The sequence below is a fragment of the Nocardia sp. NPDC058658 genome, assembly GCF_042716665.1.
Lineage (GTDB): Bacteria > Actinomycetota > Actinomycetes > Mycobacteriales > Mycobacteriaceae > Nocardia.
The window spans coordinates 15,432-40,618 of record NZ_JBHXRR010000021.1; the positions used below are offsets into that span (position 1 = coordinate 15,432).

General features: G+C 65.9%; 19 protein-coding genes and 2 pseudogenes. 19 read left to right on the top strand and 2 right to left on the bottom strand.

The features are described 5' to 3' along the window. Nucleotides 1–12: 12 nt before the first annotated feature. The 3 genes from glmS to ACFWUP_RS24255 are packed head-to-tail and all read left to right on the top strand — an operon-like array spanning nucleotide 13 to nucleotide 5,093. The gene (gene glmS, locus ACFWUP_RS24245) at nucleotides 13–1,893 is read left to right on the top strand and encodes a glutamine--fructose-6-phosphate transaminase (isomerizing) (RefSeq protein WP_379237953.1); all 1,881 of its coding nucleotides are present in this window, start codon (nucleotides 13–15) and stop codon (nucleotides 1,891–1,893) included. A gap of 60 nt (nucleotides 1,894–1,953) precedes the next feature. After that, entirely contained in the window at nucleotides 1,954–3,510 is a 1,557-nt protein-coding gene (locus ACFWUP_RS24250) for a serine/threonine protein kinase (RefSeq protein WP_379237955.1), read from the top strand. An 8-nt stretch (nucleotides 3,511–3,518) separates the two neighbouring features. Next, on the top strand, nucleotides 3,519–5,093 hold the full coding sequence (locus ACFWUP_RS24255; RefSeq protein ID WP_379237957.1) for a serine/threonine protein kinase: 1,575 nt from the start codon (nucleotides 3,519–3,521) through the stop codon (nucleotides 5,091–5,093). Nucleotides 5,094–5,150: 57 nt separating this feature from the next. On the opposite strand, the gene ACFWUP_RS24260 is transcribed toward ACFWUP_RS24255, so the two are convergent. Next, entirely contained in the window at nucleotides 5,151–5,573 is a 423-nt protein-coding gene (locus ACFWUP_RS24260) for a plastocyanin/azurin family copper-binding protein (RefSeq protein WP_379237959.1), read from the bottom strand. A 70-nt stretch (nucleotides 5,574–5,643) separates the two neighbouring features. Between ACFWUP_RS24260 and ACFWUP_RS24265 the strand changes: the two genes are divergently transcribed. The 14 genes and pseudogenes from ACFWUP_RS24265 (at nucleotide 5,644) to tsaD (ending at nucleotide 21,282) form a co-directional block, all read left to right on the top strand. Then, the gene (locus ACFWUP_RS24265) at nucleotides 5,644–7,128 is read left to right on the top strand and encodes a bifunctional ADP-dependent NAD(P)H-hydrate dehydratase/NAD(P)H-hydrate epimerase (protein ID WP_379237961.1); all 1,485 of its coding nucleotides are present in this window, start codon (nucleotides 5,644–5,646) and stop codon (nucleotides 7,126–7,128) included. A gap of 47 nt (nucleotides 7,129–7,175) precedes the next feature. Beyond that, nucleotides 7,176–7,577, top strand: coding sequence for a hypothetical protein (locus ACFWUP_RS24270; protein ID WP_379237963.1), 402 nt, complete (start codon nucleotides 7,176–7,178; stop codon nucleotides 7,575–7,577). Further along, on the top strand, nucleotides 7,567–8,199 hold the full coding sequence (locus ACFWUP_RS24275) for a hypothetical protein (protein ID WP_379237965.1): 633 nt from the start codon (nucleotides 7,567–7,569) through the stop codon (nucleotides 8,197–8,199). Before ACFWUP_RS24270 ends, ACFWUP_RS24275 begins: the two co-directional genes overlap by 11 nt. A 3-nt stretch (nucleotides 8,200–8,202) precedes the next feature. Further along, nucleotides 8,203–10,968, top strand: a pseudogene (locus ACFWUP_RS24280) (putative T7SS-secreted protein); the annotation flags it as partial. Nucleotides 10,969–11,698: 730 nt separating this feature from the next. Further along, nucleotides 11,699–12,418: pseudogene (locus ACFWUP_RS24285) on the top strand (RHS repeat protein); the annotation flags it as partial. A 258-nt stretch (nucleotides 12,419–12,676) separates the two neighbouring features. Beyond that, nucleotides 12,677–14,356: an HYD1 signature containing ADP-ribosyltransferase family protein gene (locus tag ACFWUP_RS24290; protein WP_379237967.1), complete on the top strand. Its 1,680-nt coding sequence runs from the start codon at nucleotides 12,677–12,679 to the stop codon at nucleotides 14,354–14,356. After that, the gene (locus ACFWUP_RS24295; RefSeq protein WP_379237969.1) at nucleotides 14,353–14,625 is read left to right on the top strand and encodes a hypothetical protein; all 273 of its coding nucleotides are present in this window, start codon (nucleotides 14,353–14,355) and stop codon (nucleotides 14,623–14,625) included. Before ACFWUP_RS24290 ends, ACFWUP_RS24295 begins: the two co-directional genes overlap by 4 nt. Continuing rightward, the gene (locus ACFWUP_RS24300) at nucleotides 14,622–15,071 is read left to right on the top strand and encodes a macro domain-containing protein (protein WP_379237971.1); all 450 of its coding nucleotides are present in this window, start codon (nucleotides 14,622–14,624) and stop codon (nucleotides 15,069–15,071) included. The genes ACFWUP_RS24295 and ACFWUP_RS24300 overlap by 4 nt, the downstream gene beginning before the upstream one ends. Before the next feature lie 1,155 nt (nucleotides 15,072–16,226). After that, nucleotides 16,227–17,354: an alanine racemase gene (gene alr / locus ACFWUP_RS24305; protein WP_379237973.1), complete on the top strand. Its 1,128-nt coding sequence runs from the start codon at nucleotides 16,227–16,229 to the stop codon at nucleotides 17,352–17,354. After that, a complete protein-coding gene (locus tag ACFWUP_RS24310) occupies nucleotides 17,351–18,427 on the top strand; it encodes an alpha/beta fold hydrolase (RefSeq protein WP_379237975.1) in 1,077 nt (358 codons plus the stop codon). Before alr ends, ACFWUP_RS24310 begins: the two co-directional genes overlap by 4 nt. After that, nucleotides 18,420–18,869 carry a tRNA (adenosine(37)-N6)-threonylcarbamoyltransferase complex ATPase subunit type 1 TsaE gene (gene tsaE / locus ACFWUP_RS24315; protein WP_266296543.1) on the top strand — a complete coding sequence of 150 codons (450 nt, stop codon included), beginning with the start codon at nucleotides 18,420–18,422 and terminating at the stop codon, nucleotides 18,867–18,869. The genes ACFWUP_RS24310 and tsaE overlap by 8 nt, the downstream gene beginning before the upstream one ends. A 65-nt stretch (nucleotides 18,870–18,934) precedes the next feature. Continuing rightward, nucleotides 18,935–19,627, top strand: a complete 693-nt coding sequence (gene tsaB, locus ACFWUP_RS24320) for a tRNA (adenosine(37)-N6)-threonylcarbamoyltransferase complex dimerization subunit type 1 TsaB (RefSeq protein ID WP_379237977.1) — start codon at nucleotides 18,935–18,937, stop codon at nucleotides 19,625–19,627. 29 nt (nucleotides 19,628–19,656) lie between these two features. Next, the gene (gene rimI / locus ACFWUP_RS24325) at nucleotides 19,657–20,151 is read left to right on the top strand and encodes a ribosomal protein S18-alanine N-acetyltransferase (protein WP_379238111.1); all 495 of its coding nucleotides are present in this window, start codon (nucleotides 19,657–19,659) and stop codon (nucleotides 20,149–20,151) included. A gap of 84 nt (nucleotides 20,152–20,235) precedes the next feature. Next, the gene (gene tsaD, locus ACFWUP_RS24330) at nucleotides 20,236–21,282 is read left to right on the top strand and encodes a tRNA (adenosine(37)-N6)-threonylcarbamoyltransferase complex transferase subunit TsaD (RefSeq protein ID WP_379237979.1); all 1,047 of its coding nucleotides are present in this window, start codon (nucleotides 20,236–20,238) and stop codon (nucleotides 21,280–21,282) included. Between the two features lie 70 nt (nucleotides 21,283–21,352). On the opposite strand, the gene ACFWUP_RS24335 is transcribed toward tsaD, so the two are convergent. After that, complete coding sequence (locus ACFWUP_RS24335; RefSeq protein ID WP_379237981.1) at nucleotides 21,353–22,822, bottom strand: Hsp70 family protein; 1,470 nt, start codon at nucleotides 22,820–22,822, stop codon at nucleotides 21,353–21,355. A 348-nt stretch (nucleotides 22,823–23,170) separates the two neighbouring features. On the opposite strand from ACFWUP_RS24335, the gene groES reads away from it, so the two are divergent. Next, entirely contained in the window at nucleotides 23,171–23,470 is a 300-nt protein-coding gene (gene groES, locus ACFWUP_RS24340) for a co-chaperone GroES (protein WP_056818214.1), read from the top strand. Nucleotides 23,471–23,555: 85 nt separating this feature from the next. Then, nucleotides 23,556–25,163, top strand: a complete 1,608-nt coding sequence (groL, locus tag ACFWUP_RS24345; protein WP_379237983.1) for a chaperonin GroEL — start codon at nucleotides 23,556–23,558, stop codon at nucleotides 25,161–25,163. Nucleotides 25,164–25,187 lie beyond the last annotated feature (24 nt).

The window sequence follows — 25,187 nt, forward strand, 5'->3', positions numbered from 1 at the left end:
GGGTGGGGGACCATGTGCGGAATCGTGGGGTACGTCGGATACCGGGATGCGCTGGGCGTTGTCGTCGATGCGCTGCGACGCATGGAGTATCGCGGATACGACTCGGCGGGGGTCGCGATCCTCGATGGAAACGGTGCTCTCGCGGTTGAGCGTAAGGCTGGTCGGCTGGCGAATCTGGAAGCCGAACTGGGCGAGGCCGGGGCCGAGAAGTTCGCCGGGTCCACCGGGATGGGGCATACCCGCTGGGCCACCCACGGCGCGCCGACCGACCGCAACGCCCACCCGCATCGCGATATCTCCGGCAAGCTCGCCGTGGTTCACAACGGCATCATCGAGAACTTCGCGCCGTTGCGTCGCGAGCTCGAGGATGCGGGCGTGGAGCTGCGCAGTGACACCGATACCGAGGTCACGGTGCATCTGGTGTCGCGCGCCTACGCCGAGGGCCCGACCGCCGGTGACTTCACCGCGAGCGTGCACGCTGTGTTGCAGCGGCTCGAGGGTGCGTTCACCTTGGTTTTCACCCATGCCGATCATCCCGACACGATCGTGGCGGCACGCCGGTCGACGCCGCTGGTCGTGGGGGTCGGCGAGGGCGAGATGTTCATCGCCTCCGACGTCACCGCGTTCATCGAGCACACCCGCGAGGCGGTCGAGCTCGGTCAGGACCAGGCCGTGGTGATCACCAAGGACGGGTACACGGTCACCGACTTCGCGGGGAACACCGAGGGTGTGGTCAGCCGGCCGTTCACCATCGACTGGGACCTCGCCGCCGCCGAGAAGGGCGGCCACGACTACTTCATGCTCAAGGAGATCGAGGAGCAGCCGACCGCCGTCGCCGACACCCTGATGGGGCATTTCGTCGTCGACGAGAAGGGCGGTCGGATCGTCCTCGACGAGCAGCGTCTCGCCGATCAGGAACTGCGCGAATTCGACAAGGTGTTCGTTGTCGCGTGTGGCAGTTCGTATCACGCTGGGTTGCTCGCCAAGTACGCGATCGAGCACTGGACCAGGGTTCCGGTGGAGGTCGAGCTCGCCAGCGAATTCCGTTACCGCGACCCGGTTCTCGACCGATCGACGCTGGTGGTGGCGATTTCGCAGTCGGGTGAAACCGCCGACACCCTCGAAGCCGTGCGTCACGCCAAGGAACAGAAGGCGCGCGTGCTCGCCATCTGCAACACCAACGGGGCGCAAATTCCGCGCGAATCCGACGCGGTGATCTACACGAGGACCGGGCCCGAGATCGGTGTCGCGTCCACCAAGGCGTTCCTGGCGCAGGTGGCCGCCAATTACCTGGTCGGTCTGGCGCTGGCCCAGGCGCGCGGGACCAAGTACCCCGACGAGGTCGCTCGTGAATTCGCCGAACTCGAGTCGATGCCGAAGCTGATCTCGCGGGTGCTCGAGACGGCGCCGCAGGTTCGCGCCATCGCGCGCGAACTGGCGCATGTGCCGACGGTGCTGTTCCTCGGTCGCCACGTGGGCTACCCGGTGGCACTGGAAGGCGCGCTCAAGCTCAAGGAACTGGCCTACATGCACGCCGAGGGCTTCGCGGCGGGCGAGCTCAAGCACGGGCCGATCGCGCTGATCGAAGAAGGCCTGCCGGTGATCATCGTGATGCCGTCGCCGAAGGGGCGCGCGGTGCTGCATTCCAAGCTGCTCAGCAACATTCGCGAGATCCAGGCGCGTGGGGCCCGCACGATCGTCATCGCCGAAGAGGGCGACGACACGGTGCGCCCGTTCGCCGACGACCTGATCGAGATCCCGGCCGCCCCGACGCTCTACCAGCCGTTGCTGTCCACGGTGCCGCTGCAGATCTTCGCCGCCGAGGTGGCGCAGACCCTGGGCTACGACGTGGACAAGCCCCGCAACCTGGCCAAGTCGGTCACCGTCGAATAGGGCGCTGGTTCATGACTGAGTCGCCTTCGCTCGCCACCGGATAGACTCCCTGCCGAAACAGTGTTGCTCGATCGGGAGGGTTTTCGGGTGGGGGTGGAAAACGCTGCGTCTTTCGCGGGGTACGACATCGAAAGTGTGCTCGGCCAAGGCGGAATGGGCACGGTGTACCTGGCGCGGCACCCTCGGTTGCCGCGACTGGTGGCGCTGAAACTGCTCAACCGTGAGGTGTCGGCAGATCCGGAGATCCGGCGGCGATTCGAGCAGGAGGGCGACGTGGTCGCCCGCCTGGACCATCCGGGAATCGTCGGCATCTACGACCGAGGGACCAGTGATGGTCATCTGTGGATCGCGATGCAGTACATCCAGGGCAGCGATGTGTCGAAATTGGATCCGCGATCGATCACCGCCGATCATGCGTTGCGGATCATCAGCGACACTGCGGCCGCGCTCGACCATGCACATGCGCACGGTGTACTGCACCGCGATGTGAAACCGGCCAACATCCTGTTGGCGCAACCGGAAGCGGGTCGACCTGAACGTGCGGTGCTGACCGATTTCGGCATCGCTCGGCTACTAGATTCGGCCACCCAACTGACTGCGACGGGGACCTTCACCGCGACGTTGGCCTACGCATCGCCCGAACAGTTGTCGGCGGAAGTGGTGGACCACCGAGCTGATCAATACTCACTCGCGTGCACATTGTTCACGCTGCTCGCGGGCCAGACGCCCTATGCCAGTAGTAATCCGGGGCAAGTCGTCGCGAGTCATCTGAGTCAACCGGTTCCGCGATTGAAAGGGTTCCGATCGGACTTGCCGCCAGCGCTCGATGATGTCTTCGCGCGGGCTATGGCCAAGAATCGTGACGAAAGATTCGGCAGCTGCGGGGAATTCGCTGCTGTGGTAGGCGAAGTGTTACGCGGGGGAGCTCTGGCTGTGGCGCCGTCCAGGGTGGCGCCGACTGTGTTCAATCAGGAGCCGGGAGTGGGTGTCGGCCGACCGGGTATCCCTGGACCGCATCGGGGGAGTTCAACTCCGACACCACTGCAGCCCGTCGCCCCTCCACGGCGCAAATCCCGGAAACCGCGGGTATTTGCGGGCATGGGTTTGACGATGGTGGCCGTGGTAGCACTTGTGTATACGCAGCGTGATGCGCTTGAAATAGCGATCAACGGCTGGAATGAACAATTTCAAGAAATCGCCGATGCCTTCCCTGGGATGCTCCCCGCATCGAACGGAGGTGACGGCTGGATCGGTACCAAATGTACCTCGGGCACCTATCTGGGCGGGCGCATGCTCGGCATTCGGTGCGACAACAAGAGTACCGGGATTTCATATGTTTTCCGCAAGTACGCGACTGAAGCCGAAGCGACGTCCCAGGTTTTCAGCTCCATAAGTGACAGGTCAGGCGACAAGACTGTTTCTCATCCAGGTCTTCCGACACCCTTGTCGATCAGTATGCGGCGCTGGGATGGACTCGCCTCATCAAGTGACTTATACACGCGCTTCCCTGGTGATTCGCAGCGGTCGAAGTTCGTGTTCGTGCTGACCTGGGCCAACCACAGCGCGGAGGAGACTCTCCAGCAATGGTGGCCGCACGCTCCGCTCGGACAAGGGTGAATACAGACATGGTGCAGCTCGGAATCGGCGAACTATTCGCGGGGTACCGCGTCGACGGCGTCCTGGGCCAAGGCGGCATGGGAACGGTCTACCTGGTCCGGCATCCGCGGCTGCCGATGCAGGTCGCACTCAAGTTGCTCGTGCCGACCGCGTCGACCGATGAGGAATCGCGGCTGCGGTTCGAGCAAGAGGCGCAGGTCATCGCCCGGCTGGAGCATCCGAATATCGTCGATGTCTACGACACCGGTACGAGCGATGGCCGCCTGTGGATCGCTATGCAGTACGTCCGAGGCGGCGACGCAGGTCAGCTCGCCACACAATCCGCGGACCCGACCCGCGTGCTGACTGCAATCGGACAGGTAGCCGACGCACTGGACTATGCCCATTCGCGTGGTGTTCTCCACCGCGACGTCAAGCCGGCAAACATTCTGCTGGCGATGTCTGACGCCGGGCGTGGGGAGCGGGCCGTGCTCACCGACTTCGGGATAGCGCGATTGATGGCGTTCGAGGCAGGACTCACCGCGGCAGGGTCATTTACGGCGACCATCGCGTTTGCCTCTCCGGAGCAGTTGTCCGGCATCGATGTTGATCACCGGTCGGACCAGTATTCGCTGGCCTGTACGTTGTTCACTCTGTTGACAGGTGAAGCGCCGTTCAACTATGTGAATGCTGGTCAGGTGATCGCGGCGCACCTCGCCAAAGAGCCGCCACGAATTACAATGCTGCGACCTGACCTGCCGCCGATGCTCGACGGAGTGCTCGCACGCGGTATGGCCAAGGCGCCGGATCAGCGCTACGCCAGCTGCGGTGAGTTCGTCGCCGCAGCGCAGGCAGCCCTGATCGCTGAGCTGGATCCGCGGCGGGTGGCTGCCACGGTGCACGCGCACAGCCCTATGGTGCCCGCGTCGCAGAGTGCTCCGTTGTGGACGCCGCCGAACGTGCCCGCGCCCGGTTGGTCGGCGCATCCCAACCAGGTCAGGCCCCGAGGGCGATCGGTTAAGCGAGCGTTGAGCGCACTGGCAGTAGCGATCGGCCTCGTCACCGCGGTCGTTTTCGCAGGAAACAAGTATGGTCTCGAACTGATCGACAGCCTAAACACTGAGGAATGGGGTACCCGGAATCAGACTGCTGCCGACGCATTTCCGCAGCTGGTATCCAAACGTGAACTTGGCACGGGTTGGCGCGACGTCCGCTGCAGGGCTGAGACTCCCGGCACACCGATTCAAGTTATCTCCCGGAAAGACATCTTTTTCGACAGCGGCATCGAGTGCGAAGATCACAACAACGACAATCACTTCATCGTGATGGACTTCGATACCCCGGAGCGTGCAAAGGCCTTCTTGTCTGCTGCCGCAGCGCAGCCGACGGCCAGCACCAGTTGGTCCGAGCCACACCCGGATTCGGCGACACCGCTGACCGTCATCTATTCGACGATCTCGGAGGGCGGTGAACTGCATACCGGATTTCCGGGAGATCCGGAGCGAGCAAGGTTTGTCATCACCTTCTATCAGTTCATTCCGGGCAAGACCGGGTCGACGGTGCGCGACGAGGTTTGGAGGGATGCGCCCCTCGCTGGTTCATGAGCGGTGCATTCTGGTCCTCCGTCCGTGACGGCACACCGCCTACGAACCGGTCCGGTCTTATTTGACCGTGATGGTGCCGCGCATGTCCGGGTGGATGGTGCACATGTAGCGGTAGGTGCCCGGTTGGGTGAAGGTGTAGGACCATTCGCCCTTGTCGGTGATGGGGCTGTTGATGACCATCGACTTGTCGCCGATGCCCTGCACGTTGTGCGGGGCCTTGTCGGAGAACTTCCAGGTGACGGTTTCGCCGACCTTGATGGTGGCGTCGGCCGGCGAGAACTTCATGTTGTCGACCTCGACCGTGAGGTTGGTCGGGGCGTGCTGTTGGGTGGTCGTGGTGACGCCGGGGCGGGGTTTGAGGGTTGTGGTGGTGGCTGCCTTTCCTGAGTCACCGGAACAACCGGCGGCGAACAGGGCGGCGGCCACGACTGTTGCGGTGATGAACCGGGCGGATGCGGCGCGGTGACGAACCATCGACATAGGTCTGGAGCGTAGTCTGCGAGCGGTCCCGGGCCGGTCGGCGGCCCGTTCTGGCGGCTGGGAGGCGAGTATGTCGGATCGGCGTGGCTACTACACCGTCGACGAGGTTCGGGCTGCGGAAGCCGAGCTGTTCACGCGGGTGCCTGCGGGTATGCCGATGCGACGGGCTGCTTACGGGTTGGCGGGGGTAGTTGTCGACGAATTGCGGTCGCAGACTGGGGGAGTAGTCGGGCGAACGGTGGGTTTGCTTGTGGGGTCGGGGGATAACGGTGGGGATGCGTTGTGGGCGGGGGTCTTTTTGCGGCGGCGCGGGGTTCGGGTAGCTGCTGTGTTGTTGAATCCTGAACGGGCGCATGGGGAGGGCCTTGCCGCGTTGCGCGCTGCCGGGGGGCGGGTGGTCGATCGGCTCGATGGTGTTGATTTGGTGATCGATGGGATCGTGGGGATTTCCGGGCGTGGGCCGTTGCGGTCCGGAGCTGCGGAAATCGTTGCTGCTGTGAATGTTCCGATCGTTTCCGCTGATCTTCCCAGTGGGGTCGATCCCGATACGGGGGCTGTGGACGGGCCTGCGGTGACGGCGGATGTGACGGTGGCGTTCGGTGCTTACAAGCCGGTGCACGCGTTGGCGGTGCCGCACTGTGGGCGAATTGTGTTGGTGCCTATCGGGTTACGGCTGGGTGAGGCAGTACTGGTGCAGCAGCTCGAGCCCGCTGCGGTGGGGGCTGGGTGGCCGGTGCCAGGGCCCGCTGATGACAAATACAGCCAGGGCGTGACCGGGGTGTGTGCTGGGAGCGCGAAGTATCCGGGGGCGGGAGTGTTGTGTACGGGTGGGGCGGTGGTGGCGACGTCGGGGATGGTTCGGTACGTGGGGACCGATACCGAGGTGTTGGAGAAGTTTCCCGAAGTTGTTGCCAGTTCGGTGATTTCGGAGACGGGGCGGGTGCAGGCGTGGGTATTCGGGCCGGGCGGTGGGACTGATTCGGGGGCTCGGGATCGGTTGGCTGAGGTGTTGGGGACTGATCTGCCGGTGCTCGTCGATGCTGATGGGTTGACGATTCTTGCTAACGAACCAGGGTTGGTTCGGGGGCGTTCGGCTCCTACGGTGCTGACGCCGCATGCGGGGGAGTTCGCGAGGCTGACGGGGGCCGCGGTAGGGGACGATCGGGTGCGGGCGGTGCGGGGGCTGGCGCAGGAGTGGGGTGTGACTGTGCTGCTCAAGGGGCGGGCGACGGTGATCGCTTCGCCGGGGGAGGTGACGCTGGTCAACGACGCCGGTGGGGATTGGGCCGCTACGCCGGGGTCCGGGGACGTGCTGTCGGGGATCATCGGGGCGTTGCTCGCCGCGGGGCGTGAGGCTGCGTGGGCTGCGGCGGCAGGGGCCCGGGTGCACGCACTGGCGGCCGAACTCGCTGCTCATGAGGGGCGGGAGGCGGGGGCGCCGATTTCGGCAACGCCATTGCTGAGACACGTCCGGGATGCCGTGCGGATGGTGCGGTCGCTCGCGGCTTCGTCCGACTCGGCGAAGGTGCCTCGATCGGGATATGCTGTGAGCTGATCGCCGAGGGGGCGCGGTCGCAATTGCGATGGGGGAGAGTGACTTTCATGATCGGCGTGGGTGCTGCGCTCTTACACTCGGAGATCGACGCGTTCTACGCCGGTTTCGGCAACGCGACCGCATTGCGAGAGTCGTTGCGGGTGGCCGTGTTGCTGGTGCCGTTGGTCGACGGTGGTCGGATTTCCACGCATGCGTTCGGTGGGGTGGACTGGATCTGCGCGTTCACCGAGATCGAGGAGTACATCCGATGGATATCCGCGCGTGGTGCGGCGGATTCCGGGTCTGAGTACCCCTACCACTCGATGTACGGGTGGCGGCTGGTCGACTGCGCGGCCGGATGCGCGAATCCGACCGGGACAGCGGTGGATATCATCGGCTCCGAGCCGATGGCGTTCCCGCCGACGGCGCTCGAAGACGGTGCGGACGATCGGGTCAGCAGTGGCGGGTGAGCTGAAAGTCGCACCGGAAGTGCTGATTCAAGCGGCGCAGGGCATCACCGGGATCATCGGTGAACTGTCGGAGATCGGTGTGAAGGAGACCGCGTCCTCGGGCCGGGGTTTCGCGCTGCTGACCATGTCCGGCCTGGAAGCCGGGAAGGCGGTGGTGCAGAAGGGGTTCGAGGAGTTCACCGAACGGTGGTCGTGGGGTGTGCGGTACCTGGTGCAGTCCGGAAACTCCATCGCCGAAGCAGTGGGGCTGGCGGCGGGCCGCTATTACATGATGGAACAGCAGAGCTCGGACACGTTCAAGCAGATGTACACCCACCTGCTCGGCAATCCGCACTTGTCCAGCAGCGAGATCAAGGATCGGACGTGGGGGCAGACTGTCGCGGACAATCCGATCAATATGGTGCTCAAACGCGACTACACCGCCGAGTCCTTCGAAGACGCGGCCGCACACGCCGACAAGAACTGGCAGGTGGTGCAGGCAGTCGGCCCGCAGGCCATGGCCAATGTGCAGGCACTCGATCCGTGGTCCTACGTCAAGCCCGATAACGGCAGCCTCCCCGACGCGGGGTGGAACACGCAGGGTGCCGAGCAGGCGGCCGAGATCCTGGATCCACAAGGCTGATCGGTGGGAGTTTTCGACAGCCTCGGTGACGTCTTCGGCCGAAGCTGGGAGAGTGCCGTCCAGAAGGCCGGCGAGCTGGCCGACGACGCGCTCGACGTCGCGTCCGCCGGTGCGCAGAAGCTCGGGATGGACAGCCTGGCGGAGTCGCTCGACGATCTCGGCGACCAGCTCGTCTCGGCCGCTGGTGGTGAGGTCGAGGAACGCGCGCTCGGGCAGACCGAGGATCCGAAGGAACTGATCCGTGGCGAGCCCGCCGTCATCACCGAGGCCGCGACCACGCTGCGTGAGATGGCGACCCAGATCGCCAAGACCGGCGACGCGCTGAAAACGATCGATGCCGCCGACTGGACCGGAGCGGGTGCCGACGGTTTCAACGCTGTCTACGACCAACAACCCAAACTGTGGTGGGATGCCGCGGAATCGTTCTCCGCGACCGCGGGCGTCCTCGACAGTTGGTCCACGGCGGTCACCACAGCGCAAGCCCGTGCCGCCGACGCGATCGCCGAGTGGGAACGCGCCCGCACCGAAGAACGCACCAAGAAGGACTGGTGGAACTCGCTGTCGGGCAACCAGCAAAAACAGGTCGGCCCCCTACCCGACACCTGGACCTCGCTGCGCGACAACGCCCGCCAGATCCTGAATTTCGCCCGCACCCAACGTGATAACGCCGCCAACGAGGCGAGCGCCAAGATCGCCGAATCCACCGAAAAGGCCCCGACGACACCGCCGTTCACGTCCCGGATGGCGGCGAACCTGTCAGATCTGGCCGCCATCGGCGAGCATGCCAAGCTGAGCTTCGAGTCCGGTGCGCTCACCGGTCTGACCGGGCTCGTCCAGTTCATCCGGCAGGTGAACCCGGCCGATACCTACAACTTGACCCAGCCTGCCGATTATCTGTCGAAGATGTCGGATCTGGGGACCGGTCTGGTGGTCGCGGCCGCCGACCCCGGCGCGGCTGTCGATGCGATCCTTGCCGAGGCGAGCGCGAACCCGTTCGAATTCGCCGGTGCGATCACCAGCGATCTGCTCCTGTCGGCTGCTACCGGCGGCGGTGGCGCGGTGAAACCGGTGTTGTCGGCGATCGACAAGCTCGGTGACGTGGGGCGCCGCCTTCCGGGCAGTAACCGCAATGTTCCTGATTCCGACACCCCCGAGCGACCGGGCACCGCCGATCCGGCCGCTACACCTGAGCGGTCGGGCACTCCCGAAGCCGCAACCCCTGACGGGGCCGGTACCCCGGAACCCGGTAATCGCAACGGCGAGAACTCGCCCCCTGGCCAACCCGCGGCAGCGCCGCAGGCCGGTGTACCGGAGGCGCCGAACCCGAATGCGCACTCGGGTATCGACGCCCGTGCCCGCCCCGACGCCGCACCGGAATCGCCTGCGCAACGGCAGGATTCGTCACAACGCCAGGAATCTCCGGAAGAAGACGCCTCCGGCGTTCCCGTACACAACACCCCGGAACCCCGCGCCGACGCTCCTCCCACCCGGACCGACGCCGAAACTGCCACGCCGCGTATCGATTCCGACAACCCGAGCCCTGTTCGAACCGATACCGATCAGGCCGGCGCGCCGATTCACAACAACGGTCCGGATTCCGACCCCGACGACAACGGCAAGAACGTCGAGGCGCCCCGCCGACCCGGTACCGATCCCAATCCCACCCGCCCTGTCCAGGAATCGAATTCGCCCACGGATACCCCGACCAGCCGCGCCCCGTCGGAGACCACTCTCGACACACCTCGCACCGAGTCGCCGGGCCGAGGAGGCGAGCCGGATCCTGCCACCATCCGGTCCGATCCTGAATCGGTCAGGCCCGCCGCCGACTCGCTGTCGACCCAGCAACCTCCCGTTCGCGCCGACACGGACGGTGACGAGGGGTCTGCCTCGAACCCACACCAGTCCAGTCCCTCCTCCGATTCGACCCGGCAACCACCCGTCCACGCGGACAGCGGCACAGGGTCTACGTCGAACCAGCACGATCCCGCGACCCCGACACGCTCGGATACCGATCAGCCCCAACGGGATTCGACCACCCCAACGGGCATCCATACCGCGTCTCCGAGCCCTGGCCCGAGCCCGAACAGTCGCGGCCCCGAATCACCCGCGACTACCCGAGCCCCGGACCCGCGCACCGCTGACGCACCCGACAACCGCCCCGCGCGCGACACCGACACCGATCCGAATCGGCCGAAACCGGACGAGCACACCACCACCCCGGACTCCGACCGAGCCACTCCCGACCCATCGCCCCGAGTCGTCCCGGACGCGAACTCCCCACAGTGGCCGGGAGATTCGCGATCCGGCCACGACCCCAGTACGGACCATCACGACACCACGTCACCCACCCACGCCGACAACTCCGCCGATTCCGGCCAGGGCTCCGGACATCCCGACACAGACGGCACCGAGTCCGACAGGTCGGACACAGACAGCGATGGGGACGGGCCCGGCAAGGACGAGTCCGGTAGCGACCATGCCGACGACCCTGACGAGATCCGCGACGCCGCTGAGAATGATCCGGTCGAGCACAACCGAACTGATGACGACATCGAAGAGTGCAACGACCCCGTCGATGCCGCCACCGGCGAATTCCTGCTCCCCGAACTCGATCTCAGCCTGCCCGGTGTGCTGGCGCTGGTCCTGAAGCGCCGCCACCGCTCGAACTACCGTTTCGGCCGATGGTTCGGACCATCCTGGTCGGCGACCCTGGACATGCGCGTCGTTGTCGACGACCGCGGTGTGAGTTTCCTCGGCGAGGACGGCGTCGTCCTCGCCTATCCCCATCCCGAACCCGATGCGCCGGTATTGCCCCTCGCCGGCGGGCTCCGGTGGACTCTGGCCCGCACCGAGGTCGGCGGCTACCGGATCTGGGACCCCGAACGCGAACTGATCTGGCATTTCGCGCCCGAACCCGCGCTCTCCGGACTCGACATCGCGCGCGGCAACTACGCGATCTCGGCGATCACCGACCGCCACCGCAATCGCATCCGATTCCACTACGACAGCGACGGCGCACCCACCGAGATCACCCACACCGGTGGTTATCGCGTCGCCGTCACCACCGCCGGTGGCCGCGTCACCGGCCTCGACGTCCTCGGCCCTGCCGGAGGCCACCTTGCCACCGTCCGCGAATTCGGTTACACCGCAGGTCAATTGGTTGCCGTAACCAACGGCGTCGGCGCGACCACCCACTACGCCTACGGCCAGGCCAACCGCATGGAGTCCTGGACCGATTCCAACAACAACTACCTGGTCAACACCTACGACCAGGCCGGTCGAGTCACCCGCCAACGCGGCATAGCCGGTGTGCTCGACGCCGAATTCGACTACACCGCGTTCCCCGACGGCACCGGCAGCATCACCACCCACACCAACTCACTCGGCGCACGGACCACCTACGGCTTCGACACCGACCTGCGCACCCGCGACGTCCGCGATCCCAACGGCGCCCGCACTCACACCGACTACAACACCGACCGCAACCCACTGACCTTCACTGCCCCCCGACGGCGCGACCACCCGCTACACCTACACCGACGACGGCGACGTCGCCGCCATCACCCGCCCCGACGGCGCAACCATCCACCTCGAATACCTTTTCCGCAACCGTCCGACCCGCATCGTCGACGTCGACGGCACCGAACAACACCGCGAATACGACAACAACGGCAACCTCACCGCGATCATCGACCCCACCGGCGCCCGCACCGCGTTCACTCACCACCGGTGCGGCGCCGTCGCGACGATCACCGAACCCAACGGTGCGACGACCAGCATCGATGTCGACCTGGCAGGTCTACCGATCCGCATCACCGACCCACTCCAGTCGACCACCACCATCGAGCGCGACGGCTTCGGCCGCCCCTACCGGATCACGAACCCACTCGGCGCGACAACGACCCACCGGTTCTCACCCACCGGCCAACTCCTCGAACGCACCGACCCGGACGGTCACCGCGAATCCTGGACCTACGACGGTGAAGACAACCTCCTCACGCACACCGACCCCGCCGGTGGTCTCAACCGCTTCACCTACGGAGCGTTCGATCTCCTCGCGGCCCGCACCGATCCGGCCGGTGCCACCACCACCTACACCTGGGACACCGAACGTCGCCTCACCGGTGTCACAAATCCCAACGGCCAAACCTGGCACTACGTCTACGACCCCGCCGGTCACCTGATCGCTCAAACCGACTACACCGGCGCGACTACCCACTACACCCACGACCCGACCGGCCGCCCCACCACGATCACCCCGGCGACCGGCATCACCCGCCGCCACACCCACGACATCCTCGGCCGCCTGACCGCCATCTCCACCGACTCCGGCGACTGGATCCACTACACCCACGATCCAGCGGGACGACTGCTCACCGCAACCAACGGCACCAGCGAAAACCCCACCCACTCACTGGAATTCACCTACACCGCCACCGGCCGACTCGCCTCCCAACGACTCGACGACCAACCACCCATGCGGTTCGACCACGACGACCTCGGCCGCCGCACCCGCCGCACCACGCCGACCGGCGCCCGCACCCACTGGTCCTTCGATTACCTGGGTCGCCCCGCGGGCATGACCGCCGATGGCCACAACATCGACTTCACCTACGACCAGGCAGGCCGCCTGACCCGCTGGCAACTGGACCAACTCGCCATCGACACCACCTACAACCCCGCAGGCCACCCCACCCGCCAAACCGTCATCGCCCACCCACCCCGCCTCCTCGACCTCGGACTCGACTCCACCCCTCGCGCGCCGACCCAAAATCTGCGTACCGACGAATACACCTGGCGCCCAGACGGATACATCACCAACCACACCACCCACCACCCCAACACCGCATCAACCAGCCGCGACTACGACCTGGACCCGATCGGGCGGGTAACCACCCTGACCCGCGACAGTCTCGTCGCGGAGCGCTACGCCTACGACCCGCTGAGCAATATCACCAGCGCCGAAATACCCACAGCCGCCACCGAATCCGTTGACACCCCCACCGCTGTCGACACCTCCGGCAGACGCGAATACCGCAACAACCTCCTGATCCGAAACGGCCGCACGACCTACCACTACGACAACGCCGGCCGCCTGATCCGCAAAACCACCACCCGCCTGTCCCGCAAACCTGACACCTGGCACTACCGCTACAACAGCTTCGACCAACTCACCGACGTCTGGACCCCCGACCACCAGTGGTGGCACTACACCTACGACGCCCTCGGTCGCCGCACCACCAAACAACACCGCACCACCGACGGCGATGTCCTCGTGCGTGTCGACTACACCTGGGACGGAACCAACCTCACCGAACAAACCACCAGCGACACCACGACCCGCTGGCACTACCAGCCCGGCACCCACACACCGCTGACCCAAACCACCGACCAAGCCGCGATCGACCGCGAGTTCTACGCCATCATCACCGACCTCGTCGGAACACCCGTACAACTCGTCGACCCGAATACTGCCAGGCAGGCCGCCCACGCTGCCAGCGATCTTTGGGGTCAGACCGTCTGGCGGGGGCACGAGCAAACACCTCTCCGGTTCGCCGGTCAAATCTACGACCCCGAAACCGGATTGCATTACAACTTTCACCGCTACTACGATCCCCAAACCGGGCGCTACCTAACCCAGGACTCACTGGGGCTTTCGCCAGCGCCCAACCCTAACAACTACCCGCACAATCCGATGGTATGGACAGACCCGCTAGGTCTGACACCGTGCTCAGATGGCAGTGGCGCCGCGGCGCCTGACTCCCCGCGTCGTACGCTCTACCATTACACGAATGAAGAAGGCCTCAAGGCAATACTAGAATCAGGGAACCTTCGTGGATCCACTGGATCGGTCCACGCCCGGTATGGTGACGGGCAGTACTTCACCGATATCGGCCCCGAACGTGTCGCGGCTTTGAAGAAGGGTGACCTGACGCCTGGTGACATAGCTCGAGGAGATATATCCCGGTATCAACTCGTCCAGCGACTGTTTGGTAGGCCGACTCCCTGGGGTTACGGTCGCTCGACTCACTACGTCGAAATTGATGTCACAGACCTCGACATCGTGGAAGGCAGACCTCATGTATTCTTGAATCCCAATGAAGGAGATCTGGACATTAGTGGCCGTATTGTCAGTTCTGGAAGGACGCCATTTTGATAAAGGATTACTTCACGGTAGATGCTGAGACGTGGAACTACAACGATGCGAAGCTGTATATCGAATTCACCGACAGCATCCCCACGCGACAGGTCACCCAGGTCGGCGAGCGTTGGGCAACCTCGCGTCACGATAACGACCCGGATATCGGACCGCTGCTGACTGACCAACCACTTCAACCTGGAGAGTTCGACGAATCCGACCGAATATCTGCTGATAGCTTCGAACAGTTGTGGACCCGTGCCGTAGCATTCGAGGATCGAACATGACAACTGGAAAACTCCGCCATCGGGTCGGCAACCTTTTCGACGCTACCGATCTCGATGCTCTTGGTCACGGCTGCAACTGTGCCGGAGTCATGGGGCGAGGGATCGCGACGGAATTCAAACGCCGATGGCCGCCGATGTACGACGAGTATCGCGTCCGATGTCGTGATGGCAGATTCACGCCCGGATCATTATTCGTCTGGCAGACTGACGGCCTCACTATATACAACCTTGGAACGCAATCCACCTGGCGTCGAAATGCGACTATCTCGGCAATCGCTTCATCGGTCGGACTAATGCTCGATCATGCCGACGAAGTCAATCTCCAGCGGATCGGGATACCGCGTATTGGGGCGGGTCTCGGAGGGCTCGACTGGCCGGATGTGGAAGGCGCGATCATGCCCCTGATCGATACCAGCGACGTCGAAGTAATCGTATTCAGTATGTAGGTACAGGATTTCAAGTATGACTATCCAAGTTATCGGAATGTCTGCAGGGTCGCATCGTCGCATTGAGCTGTGATTTGTCGGCTAACAAGGAACGGAACCAACCTCACCGAACAAACCAATGCTGAATCCACGACCCGCTGGCACTACCAACCAGGCACCCACACACCGCTGACCCAAACCACCGACCAAGCCACGAGGTTGGGACTCGGCGGCTGAGCGTTATGTTGCACAGCGGGGCAATGAAGAGTGGACTGTTCAGGATGTGCTGTTCTCCTTCGATCCACGCCAGCGGGAATGGGCATGGTGGGACGTGACGGAGGTTTTTGGGAATATTGTCTGTGTGTGGGTGGACTCACACGAAGAGGCTGTCTACCGGTGTGAAGAATTGCGGTGGATGGTCTACCTGTGCGGTGCCCGCGCCGTAGTGGGGCCGCTACTGCGAGACGCGGAGGATTGGGAGCGGGCAGTGAGCATTTCTGTGTAGCGGCATCGGGACGTGGTGGGATCAAGGCAAGGTGTTGCGTGATTTACTGATGAGTGAACAATGGCGTACTGTCGCACGGCCGGTCGGCGAGCCGACCCACTTGCTCGCGTTGCTGGTGGTAGACCCGGCGACAACGCCGCAGAGGTATGCCGCCCGGCTCAGGGAATTGGTTTCGGCGGCAGTGGCTATCGCTGGAACATTCGATTTCTGCGGTAATTTTCCGCCGTTCGAGAGATTGCCGAAATGGTTTGTCGAGCCGGACGATGTTGCCGCTGGAGGGAATCGGCGGTATCTGGATGCGAGACCGCAGGATCCTTGGGCGATCGAAGAGTGGGTCTACTGCCTCGACCCCGATCTCAGACGTTGGTCCTGGTGGGACGTCACGATGCGGCCGAATGGCACTGTGGGTGTATGGGTGGACACCCTCGGTGAGGGGAGCGTCCCGTGCGAAGAGCTGTGGTGGGCGGCTTACCTCGCGGGTGCGGAGAAGATAGGTCCGCTCACTCTCGAACTAAGCTGCGTATTGAGGCTGGAGCCCAGCGTGGGCTTGGCGTCGCAATAGAAGGCCATGCCGACTGCGGTGTGGCCTGGGGGGAGAGGGGCGTAGATCGTGCCGACCTGGCGGTCTACCCGCTGAGGTTTCCGGGAGGCCGACCTGCCAGGATCGGGGTGTGAATGCGCAAGTGGAGACGGTCGTCGACTTGGATGCCATTGCTCATAACGTGCGGGTGTTGCGGGAGTACGCGCACGGCGCGGCGGTGATGGTGGTGGTCAAGGCCGACGGGTACAACCATGGGGCCGTTGAGGTCGCTCGGGCCGCGTTGGAGGCGGGGGCTCGGGAGTTGGGGGTTACCACGGTCGGTGAGGGGCTTGCGTTGCGGGCGGCGGGGATCACGGCGCCGGTTCTGTGCTGGCTCAATACTGTTGATGCTGATTATGCGGGGGCTGTTGCGGGGGAGCTCGAGATCGGGGTGTCGTCGCTGGCGCAGTTGCGGGCGGTGGAGCGAGCCGCGGTGGCGGTGGGGCGGACCGCGACGGTGTCGGTGAAGGTTGATACCGGGCTCAATCGCAACGGTGTGTCGGTGACGGAGTATCCGCAGGTGCTGGGGGCGTTGCGGGGGCTCGTCGACGGGCAGGTGGTGCGGTTACGGGCGATTTTCTCCCATCTCGCGCATGCCGACGAGCCGGGGCATCCGATGCTGGATCGGCAGCGGGAGCGGTTCGTCGAGGCGATCGCGCTGGCCAAGGAACACGGGCTCGAACCCGAACTGGTGCATCTGTCGAATTCGGCAGCCACGTTGACCAGGCCTGATCTGCATTTCGACATGGTTCGGCCCGGCATCTCGGTGTACGGGCTCTCCCCGATTCCCGAGCTCGGGCAGTTCGGGTTGAAGCCCGCGATGACCTTCCAAGCCGAGGTCGCGCTGGTGAAGCAGGTGGCGGCGGGGGAGGGCGTGTCGTACGGGCATCGGTGGGTCGCGCCGCGCGATACGACGGTCGCGCTGGTGCCCGCGGGTTATGCCGACGGTGTATTCCGGTCGCTCAGTGGGCGTTTCGAGGTGTGGTTGGGCGGGTCCCGACACCGTAATGTCGGGCGGGTGTGCATGGACCAGTTCATGGTTGACCTCGGCGACAACCCGGCGGGCGTGCGAGAAGGTGATCGCGCGGTGCTGTTCGGCGGCGGCGCGGGGCACCCACACGCGCTCGACTGGGCTCGGGCGTTGGACACGATCGACTACGAGGTCGTGTGCGCGCCGCGTGGTCGCGCGAGCCGACGCTACGTGGGGACCGGGCGATGACCCGGCGCACGGTGATCCGGCGCGGTGGCCTGGCGACCGCGGGACTGCTCGCGGGTCTGGCCATCGCCCACACCTTGCGTCAGATCGGCGCGCGGGTGCGCTGGCCCGCCGAACGCGACGAGTACCGCGACGAGAACTTCGCGCTGATCGATGAAGACGAACCGGGGTCGGTGCTAGCCGACGACGGGGTGACGCTGGCCACCCGCACCTACGGCGACGAGTCTGCCGAGGTCACGGTCATTTTCGTGCACGGGTTCTGCAACAGCATGGAGTCGTTCCACTTCCAGCGCCGCGATCTTGCGCAGGAGTGGGGTTCGCGGATCCGGATGGTGTTCTTCGATCAGCGCGGCCACGGACGCTCCGGCACGCCGAGCACCGACAGTTGCACGGTCGCCCAGCTCGGCCGCGATGTCGCCACCGTGATCCGCGAGTGCGCGCCCACGGGACCGGTGGTGCTGGTGGGACATTCGCTCGGCGGGATGGCGGTGCTCGCGGCGGCCGCGCAGTTTCCCGAGCTGTTCGCGGAGCGGGTGAGGGCGGTCGGGCTGGTGAGTACCGCTGCCGCGGAGGTGACCGCGACGGGGATCTCGCAGCTGATCCGCCACCCAGCGGTCGACGGGTTCCGGCTCGCGGCGCGGACGGCGCCGACGCTGGTGCAGTTCAGCCGCAGCGCGAGCAAGCAGGTGGTGACGCCGATCCTGCATGTGAGCTCGTTCCACGGCCCGGTGAGTCCGACGCTGTCGCGATTCACCACGATGATGATCGACCGCACCCCGGTCGGCACCATCGAGAAATTCCTGAAAGCGATTGAACTGCACGATGAATCGGCCGCACTGCCCGTCATGGCCGATATGCCGGTGCTGATTCTCGGCGGCGCGCACGATGTGGTGATCCCGTTCCGCAACTCCCGCGCACTGGCGGCGGAACTGCCGGGCGGCGAGCTGGTCCGGGTGCGTGAGGCGGCGCACATGCCGCATCTGCAGTTCCCGGACGTGTGTTCGGCCGCACTCGACCGGCTGCTCGCGCGCGCGGGAATCACCGACGCGCGGGGCGAGGAGGCCGTCGGTGGCTGAACAGCGCGTCCTGACGACTGTCGAGGACACCGAAGCGTTCGGCCGTGAACTGGCGGCCACCCTGCGACCGGGCGATCTGGTCGTGCTCGACGGCCCCCTCGGCGCCGGTAAAACCGCACTGACCAGGGGAATTGCCGCCGGACTCGGTGTCGCGGGCCGGGTCAGCTCGCCGACGTTCATCATCGCCCGAGCCCACAAGGCGGGCGTGCGCCCGGACGGCACGCCCGGGGTGGCGATGGTCCATGTCGACGCCTATCGGCTCGCGGGCGACCTCGACGAACTGGACTCCCTCGACCTCGACACCGACCTGCATCACGCGGTCGTCGTCGTGGAATGGGGCAAGGGGGTGGTCGAACACCTCGCCGACCGGCATCTGCGCGTGCAACTCGCCCGGGAGCCGGAATCCGATGTGCGTACGGCGATCTGGGAATGGATCGAATAACGCGCGATCACCCGCGCACCGGTGCGCGCCGAGCGGCGAAACCACCCGGTATTGTTGAGACAATCATGCTCGTACTAGCAGTCGACACCGCGACACCCGCCGTTACAGCGGGATTGGTGCACCTGTCACCTGCCGGTGAACCCGGCACCCGGCCAGCCGTGACGACACTCGCTGCCCGGGTGAAGGTCGACGCCCGCGCACACGCCGAGGTCCTCACCCCGCAGATCCTGGAATGCCTGGCCGAGGCGGGGGTGCGCCGCGACGAACTCGACGCGCTCGTCGTCGGGCTCGGACCCGGTCCGTTCACGGGGTTGCGCGTCGGGATGGCCACCGCGGCCGCCTTCGGTGACGCGCTCGGCTTACCCGTCTACGGGGTGTGCAGCCTGGACGCGATCGCCGCCGACACCGTCGGTGAGCAGCGCGATCCCGGCGAACTGCTGGTGGTCACCGATGCGCGCAGGCGCGAGGTGTACTGGGCCAAGTATCTGAACGGGGTGCGGGTGGCGGGACCCGAGGTGAACAAGGCTGTCGACGTGCCGGTCGGTGATGCCGCGGCGGTCGCCGGGTCGGCCGCGCACGTGGACTATTTCGATCTGCCGGTGCTGCCCGCCGAGACGCCGTCGCCCGCCGGGCTGGTGAGCGTCGCCGCGGCGGCGCTGCTGGCCGGGGACGCGCCGGAGCCGCTGGTGCCGTTGTATCTGCGCAGGCCCGATGCGGTGGAGAACAGCTTCCGCACCCTCGACCGGACCGGGGCGTGAGTGCCGTGACCGAGTACCTGATCGCTCCCATGACGCTGCCCGATATCGACCGCTGCGTCGAACTCGAGCACCTGCTGTTTCCCGAGGACGACCCGTGGCAGGCGGTGTCGTTCCGGTCCGAACTGGCCGGTGGGCACAACCGCTACATCACCGCGCGCACCGCCGACGGGATGATGGTCGGCTACGCGGGCATCGCGCTGCTCGGTGACGACGCCCATCCCGAGGCCGAGGTGCACACGATCGGCGTCGACCCGGAATGTCATCGGGGCGGCATCGGGACGCTGCTGCTGGAAGCCTTGCTGGCCACGGCGGCCGAACGGGGCGGGCCGGTGTTCCTCGAGGTGCGCACCGACAACGCGCCCGCCATCGCGATGTACGCCAAGCACGGGTTCCACATCATCGGGCTGCGCAAGAACTACTACCACCCCAGCGGGGCCGACGCGTACACGATGCGGCGCCCGGAACTGACCGCTGCGGCCGATGAATGGGCGGCGCGTGGTCGGCAGGACGAGGTGCTGTCGTGATCGTCGGCGACCAGCGGAACAGGGCGTCGTCGTGATCGTCGGATCTCGACAGTCGACGGGTGACCAGCGGAACGAGGCGTTGTTGTGATCGTCATGGGGATCGAGAGCTCGTGCGACGAAACGGGAGTCGGCATCGTGCGCCGACACCCGGACGGTTCGGTCGAGCTGCTCGCCGACGAGGTCGCCTCCAGCGTCGACCAGCACGCGCGCTTCGGTGGCGTGGTGCCCGAGATCGCCTCGCGCGCGCATCTCGAGGCGATCGTGCCCGCGATGCGTCGTGCGCTGGCGACCGCGGGGATCAGCAAGCCTGATGCCCTCGCCGTCACCATCGGGCCGGGGCTGGCCGGTGCGCTGCTGGTCGGCGTGGCCGCGGCCAAGGCCTACGCGGCGGCGTGGGATGTGCCGTTTTACGCGCTGAACCACCTCGGTGGGCATGTCGCGGTCGATACCCTCGAACACGGCCCGATGCCGCCCGCGGTGGCGCTGCTGGTTTCCGGCGGGCACACGCATCTGCTGCAGGTCACGGACCTGGGTGAGCCGATCACCGAACTCGGCAGCACGGTCGATGATGCGGCGGGCGAGGCGTTCGACAAGGTCGCGCGGTTGTTGGGGCTCGGGTATCCCGGTGGGCCCTATCTGGATGCCGCTGCCGCCGAGGGTGATCCGCGTGCGATCGCGTTTCCGCGCGGTATGACCGGCCCTCGTGACGCCCGGTACGACTTCTCGTTCTCCGGTCTCAAGACCGCGGTGGCCCGATATGTGGAAGCGGCTCAGCGGCAAGGGATTACCGCCGATCAGCTGCCCATTCCTGACATCGCCGCGTCGTTCCAAGAGGCCGTTGCCGATGTGCTGACGATGAAGGCCGTGCGGGCCGCGCAGGACGTCGGTGTCGACACGATCGTGCTCGGCGGCGGCGCCACGGCCAATTCGCGGATTCGGTCGCTGGCCGAAGAGCGTTGTACCGCTGCGGGTTTGACGCTGCGGGTGCCCAAGCCGCGGTTGTGCACGGACAACGGTGTGATGATCGCGGCGCTGGGTGCGCATGTGATCGCGGCGGGGGCCGAGCCTGCGGCGCTGAGTGTTGCCACCGATCCGGGGCTTCCGGTTTCGGTGAGTGCGCTGCGGGGGTAGCGCGGAATTCGTCCGGGTCGCCGGGCCGGGCCGACCTCGAGCGTGGCTGCGTGTGGGGGAAGCCGGGGAGCTAACCGGCTGGCTGTTGCGGGGTGCCGTCCGTCGGGGAGATCGGGAGAGTGCTGCTGGCGGGCGCCTGTGTGGGGGAGGTGTTGGGGGTGCTGGGACGCTGTCTGTTGCCGCCCGCGGAACCGCTGTCCAAGGGGCCGAGAGGCGACTCGGGGTAGGGGATCTCCGGGAGGTTCGGGTCGGGGCGCAGGGTGGGAGCCGTTGTCGAAGTGGACGCCGAGGGAGTCGGGGCGTTGCTGCTCGTCGTCGGCGTAGGGGTGGGCTGGCCGGTGGTGGAGGTGGGGAGTTCGGTCACGGGCGGGGCGATCGGAACGCCGGTGCTCTCGCGGCCGGTGGGCGACGGAGTGGGGGCGGGAGGCAGCGGTGAGGGGGATTGACGCACGGTGCTGCTCGTGCCCGCGGGGGTGACATCAGGGGCGTCGGGCGTGACCGCCTGGACGCCGTAGCCGATCACCAGGCCCACGACGACCACCGCGCCGACCAGCGTGCCGACCACCTTGGCGAAGGTGCCGCTCGGTGCGTCGGCGTGCGCGCCGCCGGTCGACCCGGACGGTGCCTCGGCATCGGCGACCAGCGCGGCGCCCTTGGCGATCACGGCCTCCGGGTCGGGCACGGTCAGCACGGGCACATCGAGACGGCTGTCGAGAATGTCGATGACACACGGGATGTTGGCGCAGCCGCCGATCACCGCGACCGCGTCGGGGTACTTCGGCGCACGGGTGAACACCGACGACGAGAACAGCGCGATATTGCGCAGCAGGCCCCCGATGAGCTCCTCGAAATCGGGACGGGTGAGCTCTAGGCCTTGTCCCGCAACATGATCGATCGTGACCACCGGTGCCAGGGACAGGTGTTCCTTGGCGGCGCGGCCACGATGGGTCAGTGTGGTGCGGTTGGGGCGGGTGCCGCGACGGGCGTAGTGCAGGTCGACGAGGTGGTGGTAGATCAGCTCGTCGATCGCGTTGCCGCTCAGTGTCGGCGTACGTTCGCTGTGTAAGACCACGTTGTCGGTGTAATCGGCCACGGTGACGGTGAGTCCGGTTGCGCCCAGGTCGATCACGGCGACGGTGGCGTAGCGGTCGAGCAGCCCGGTGTGGTGCAGGTAGGCCAGGGCGGCGGCGCCCTCGGTGACCAGCCGCAGATCACGATGGCGACTGGTGGCGGCCCGAATGGCCTGTGCCTGTTCCTTGTTGCGATAGGCGACGGCGACGCTGGTCGGGCGCGAACGGGACTCGGCGCGACGGTGGCTACCGGAGTAGCGTCCGAGGGGTTCGCCGGACATGCCCGCGGGCACCGGCAACTGGGTGGTCATCAACTCGATCGAGGACGACACGAGATCACCGAGGTCCGAATGCGCCTCATCGGAGGAAACGACCCGGTAGTCGAAGTTCTGCTCGCCCGAGGACCCTGTCGCGACCAGTGCCGAGCACACCACCTCGTTCCCGGCCGAGATGCCGAGGGATGTTCGCATGTTCACCTCCCTTCGAGCCGATTGCTCTACGAGCGGATGACGCTTTCCTGTGCTATGTCACAGCCTGTTATGCGAACGTTACAGATTGTTGCAGGCGATGTGAAGATCACTGGCCAGTGTGGGCGTGTCGAATATGCGACATCGGCAGAACCCGACCTTGAGTGCTGGCACTCTCACGTATAGAGTGCTAGTCGGCACGTGAAGCTGTACTTGTGCCAGTCGACTTCTGGGCTTCGGCTCCGGCACCCGCGACGACGGGGCTGTGCGCAGGGTCGCGAGCTGACCGAAACCCGGCCTGGGACACCAGTTCCGGACAACCGAATTTCCCCTGAAAGTGGAGGGCTCAACGTGGCGAGCGTGAACATCAAGCCGCTCGAGGACAAGATCCTCGTCCAGGCCAACGAGGCCGAGACGACGACGGCCTCCGGCCTGGTCATCCCGGACACGGCCAAGGAGAAGCCCCAGGAGGGCACCGTCATCGCCGTCGGCGCGGGTCGCGTCACCGACAAGGGTGACCGCATCCCGGTCGACGTAAAAGAGGGCGACGTCGTCATCTACAGCAAGTACGGCGGCACCGAGATCAAGTACCAGGGTGGGGAATACCTCATCCTCTCGGCGCGCGACATCCTGGCCGTCGTCACCAAGTAAGGCCAACGCCGCATCAGCGTTCCGCCCCGGCGTCTTTCACTAGACCCGGGGCGGATTGCGTTCACAAACAGGAGCTGAATCCTTTATGCCCAAGCAGATCGAGTTCGACGAAAAGGCTCGCCGGGCTCTGGAACGCGGTGTCGACAAGCTGGCCGACGCCGTCAAGGTAACCCTCGGCCCGCGTGGTCGGCATGTGGTGCTGGCCAAGGCCTTCGGTGGCCCGACCGTCACCAACGACGGTGTCACCATCGCGCGTGAGATCGACCTCGAGGACCCCTTCGAGAACCTCGGCGCACAGCTCGTCAAGAGCGTCGCCACCAAGACCAACGACGTCGCGGGCGACGGTACGACCACCGCCACCGTGCTGGCCCAGGCGTTCGTGCGCGGCGGCCTGAAGAACGTTGCCGCCGGTGCCAACCCGATCACCCTCGGCCAGGGCATCGCCGCGGCCGCCGAGAAGGTGTCGGAGGTGCTGCTCGCGCTGGCCACCCCGGTTTCCGGTGAGAAGGCCATCGCCCAGGTCGCCACCGTGTCCTCGCGTGACTCCGAAATCGGCGACATGGTCGGCAAGGCGCTCACCACGGTCGGCAAGGACGGCGTTGTCACCGTCGAGGAATCCTCGACCACCAGCACCGAACTCGTCATCACCGAGGGTGTGCAGTTCGACAAGGGCTACCTCTCGCCCTACTTCCAGACCGATCCCGAGGCCCAGCAGGCCGTCCTCGAGGACACCTACATCCTGTTGCACCGCGACAAGATCAGCTCGCTGCCCGATCTGCTGCCCGTGCTGGAGAAGATCGCCGAGTCCGGCAAGAGCGTGCTGATCGTGGCCGAGGACGTCGACGGCGAAGCGCTGTCGACCCTGGTCGTGAACTCGATCCGCAAGACCATCAAGGCCGTTGCCGTGAAGGCGCCGTTCTTCGGTGACCGTCGCAAGGCGTTCCTCGACGACCTGGCCGTCGTCACCGGTGGCACCGTGATCAACCCCGATCTCGGCGTCACTCTGCGCGAGGCCACCCTCGAGCAGCTGGGTCAGGCGCGTCGCGTCGTCGTCACCAAGGACGAGACCGTGCTGATCGACGGTGCGGGCTCCGACGAGGACATCAAGGGCCGCAGCGCGCAGCTGCGTCGCGAGATCGAGGCCTCGGACTCCGACTGGGATCGCGAGAAGCTCGAAGAGCGGCTGGCGAAGCTGGCCGGTGGCGTCGCGGTGATCAAGGTCGGTGCTGCCACCGAGACCGCGCTCAAGGAGCGCAAGTACCGCGTCGACGACGCGGTCGCCGCCGCCAAGGCCGCGGTCGAGGAGGGCATCGTCCCCGGTGGTGGTTCGGCGCTCGTGATCGCCGCCGCCGCGCTGGCCGAGCTGCGTGACTCGTTCACCGGCGACAAGGCCGTCGGTGTCGAGGTGGTCCGCAAGGGCCTGGAGGCCCCGCTGTACTGGATCGCCAGCAACGCCGGTCTCGACGGTGCGGTTGTTGTCGCCAAGGTCTCCGAGGGCAAGGAAGGCTTCAACGCCGCCACCCTGACCTACGGCGACCTGCTCGCCGACGGTGTCGTCGACCCGGTCAAGGTGACCCGCTCCGCCGTGGTGAACGCCGCCTCGGTCGCGCGGATGATCCTGACCACCGAGAGCGCCATCGTGGAGAAGCCGGCTCCGGCCGAGGACGACCACGGGCACGGTCACTCGCACTGACGCATAACGAAGGCCCCCGGATCG

Bases quoted from the DNA above. Each gene is read 5' to 3' on its own strand.
- glmS (WP_379237953.1), top strand. From the start codon at position 13: ATGTGCGGAATCGTGGGGTACGTCGGATACCGGGATGCGCTGGGCGTT.
- ACFWUP_RS24255 (WP_379237957.1), top strand. From the start codon at position 3,519: ATGGTGCAGCTCGGAATCGGCGAACTATTCGCGGGGTACCGCGTCGAC.
- ACFWUP_RS24260 (WP_379237959.1), bottom strand. From the start codon at position 5,573: ATGTCGATGGTTCGTCACCGCGCCGCATCCGCCCGGTTCATCACCGCA.
- ACFWUP_RS24265 (WP_379237961.1), top strand. From the start codon at position 5,644: ATGTCGGATCGGCGTGGCTACTACACCGTCGACGAGGTTCGGGCTGCG.
- ACFWUP_RS24270 (WP_379237963.1), top strand. From the start codon at position 7,176: ATGATCGGCGTGGGTGCTGCGCTCTTACACTCGGAGATCGACGCGTTC.
- ACFWUP_RS24290 (WP_379237967.1), top strand. From the start codon at position 12,677: ATGCGGTTCGACCACGACGACCTCGGCCGCCGCACCCGCCGCACCACG.
- ACFWUP_RS24300 (WP_379237971.1), top strand. From the start codon at position 14,622: ATGACAACTGGAAAACTCCGCCATCGGGTCGGCAACCTTTTCGACGCT.
- ACFWUP_RS24310 (WP_379237975.1), top strand. From the start codon at position 17,351: ATGACCCGGCGCACGGTGATCCGGCGCGGTGGCCTGGCGACCGCGGGA.
- tsaB (WP_379237977.1), top strand. From the start codon at position 18,935: ATGCTCGTACTAGCAGTCGACACCGCGACACCCGCCGTTACAGCGGGA.
- rimI (WP_379238111.1), top strand. From the start codon at position 19,657: ATGACGCTGCCCGATATCGACCGCTGCGTCGAACTCGAGCACCTGCTG.
- ACFWUP_RS24335 (WP_379237981.1), bottom strand. From the start codon at position 22,822: ATGCGAACATCCCTCGGCATCTCGGCCGGGAACGAGGTGGTGTGCTCG.
- groL (WP_379237983.1), top strand. From the start codon at position 23,556: ATGCCCAAGCAGATCGAGTTCGACGAAAAGGCTCGCCGGGCTCTGGAA.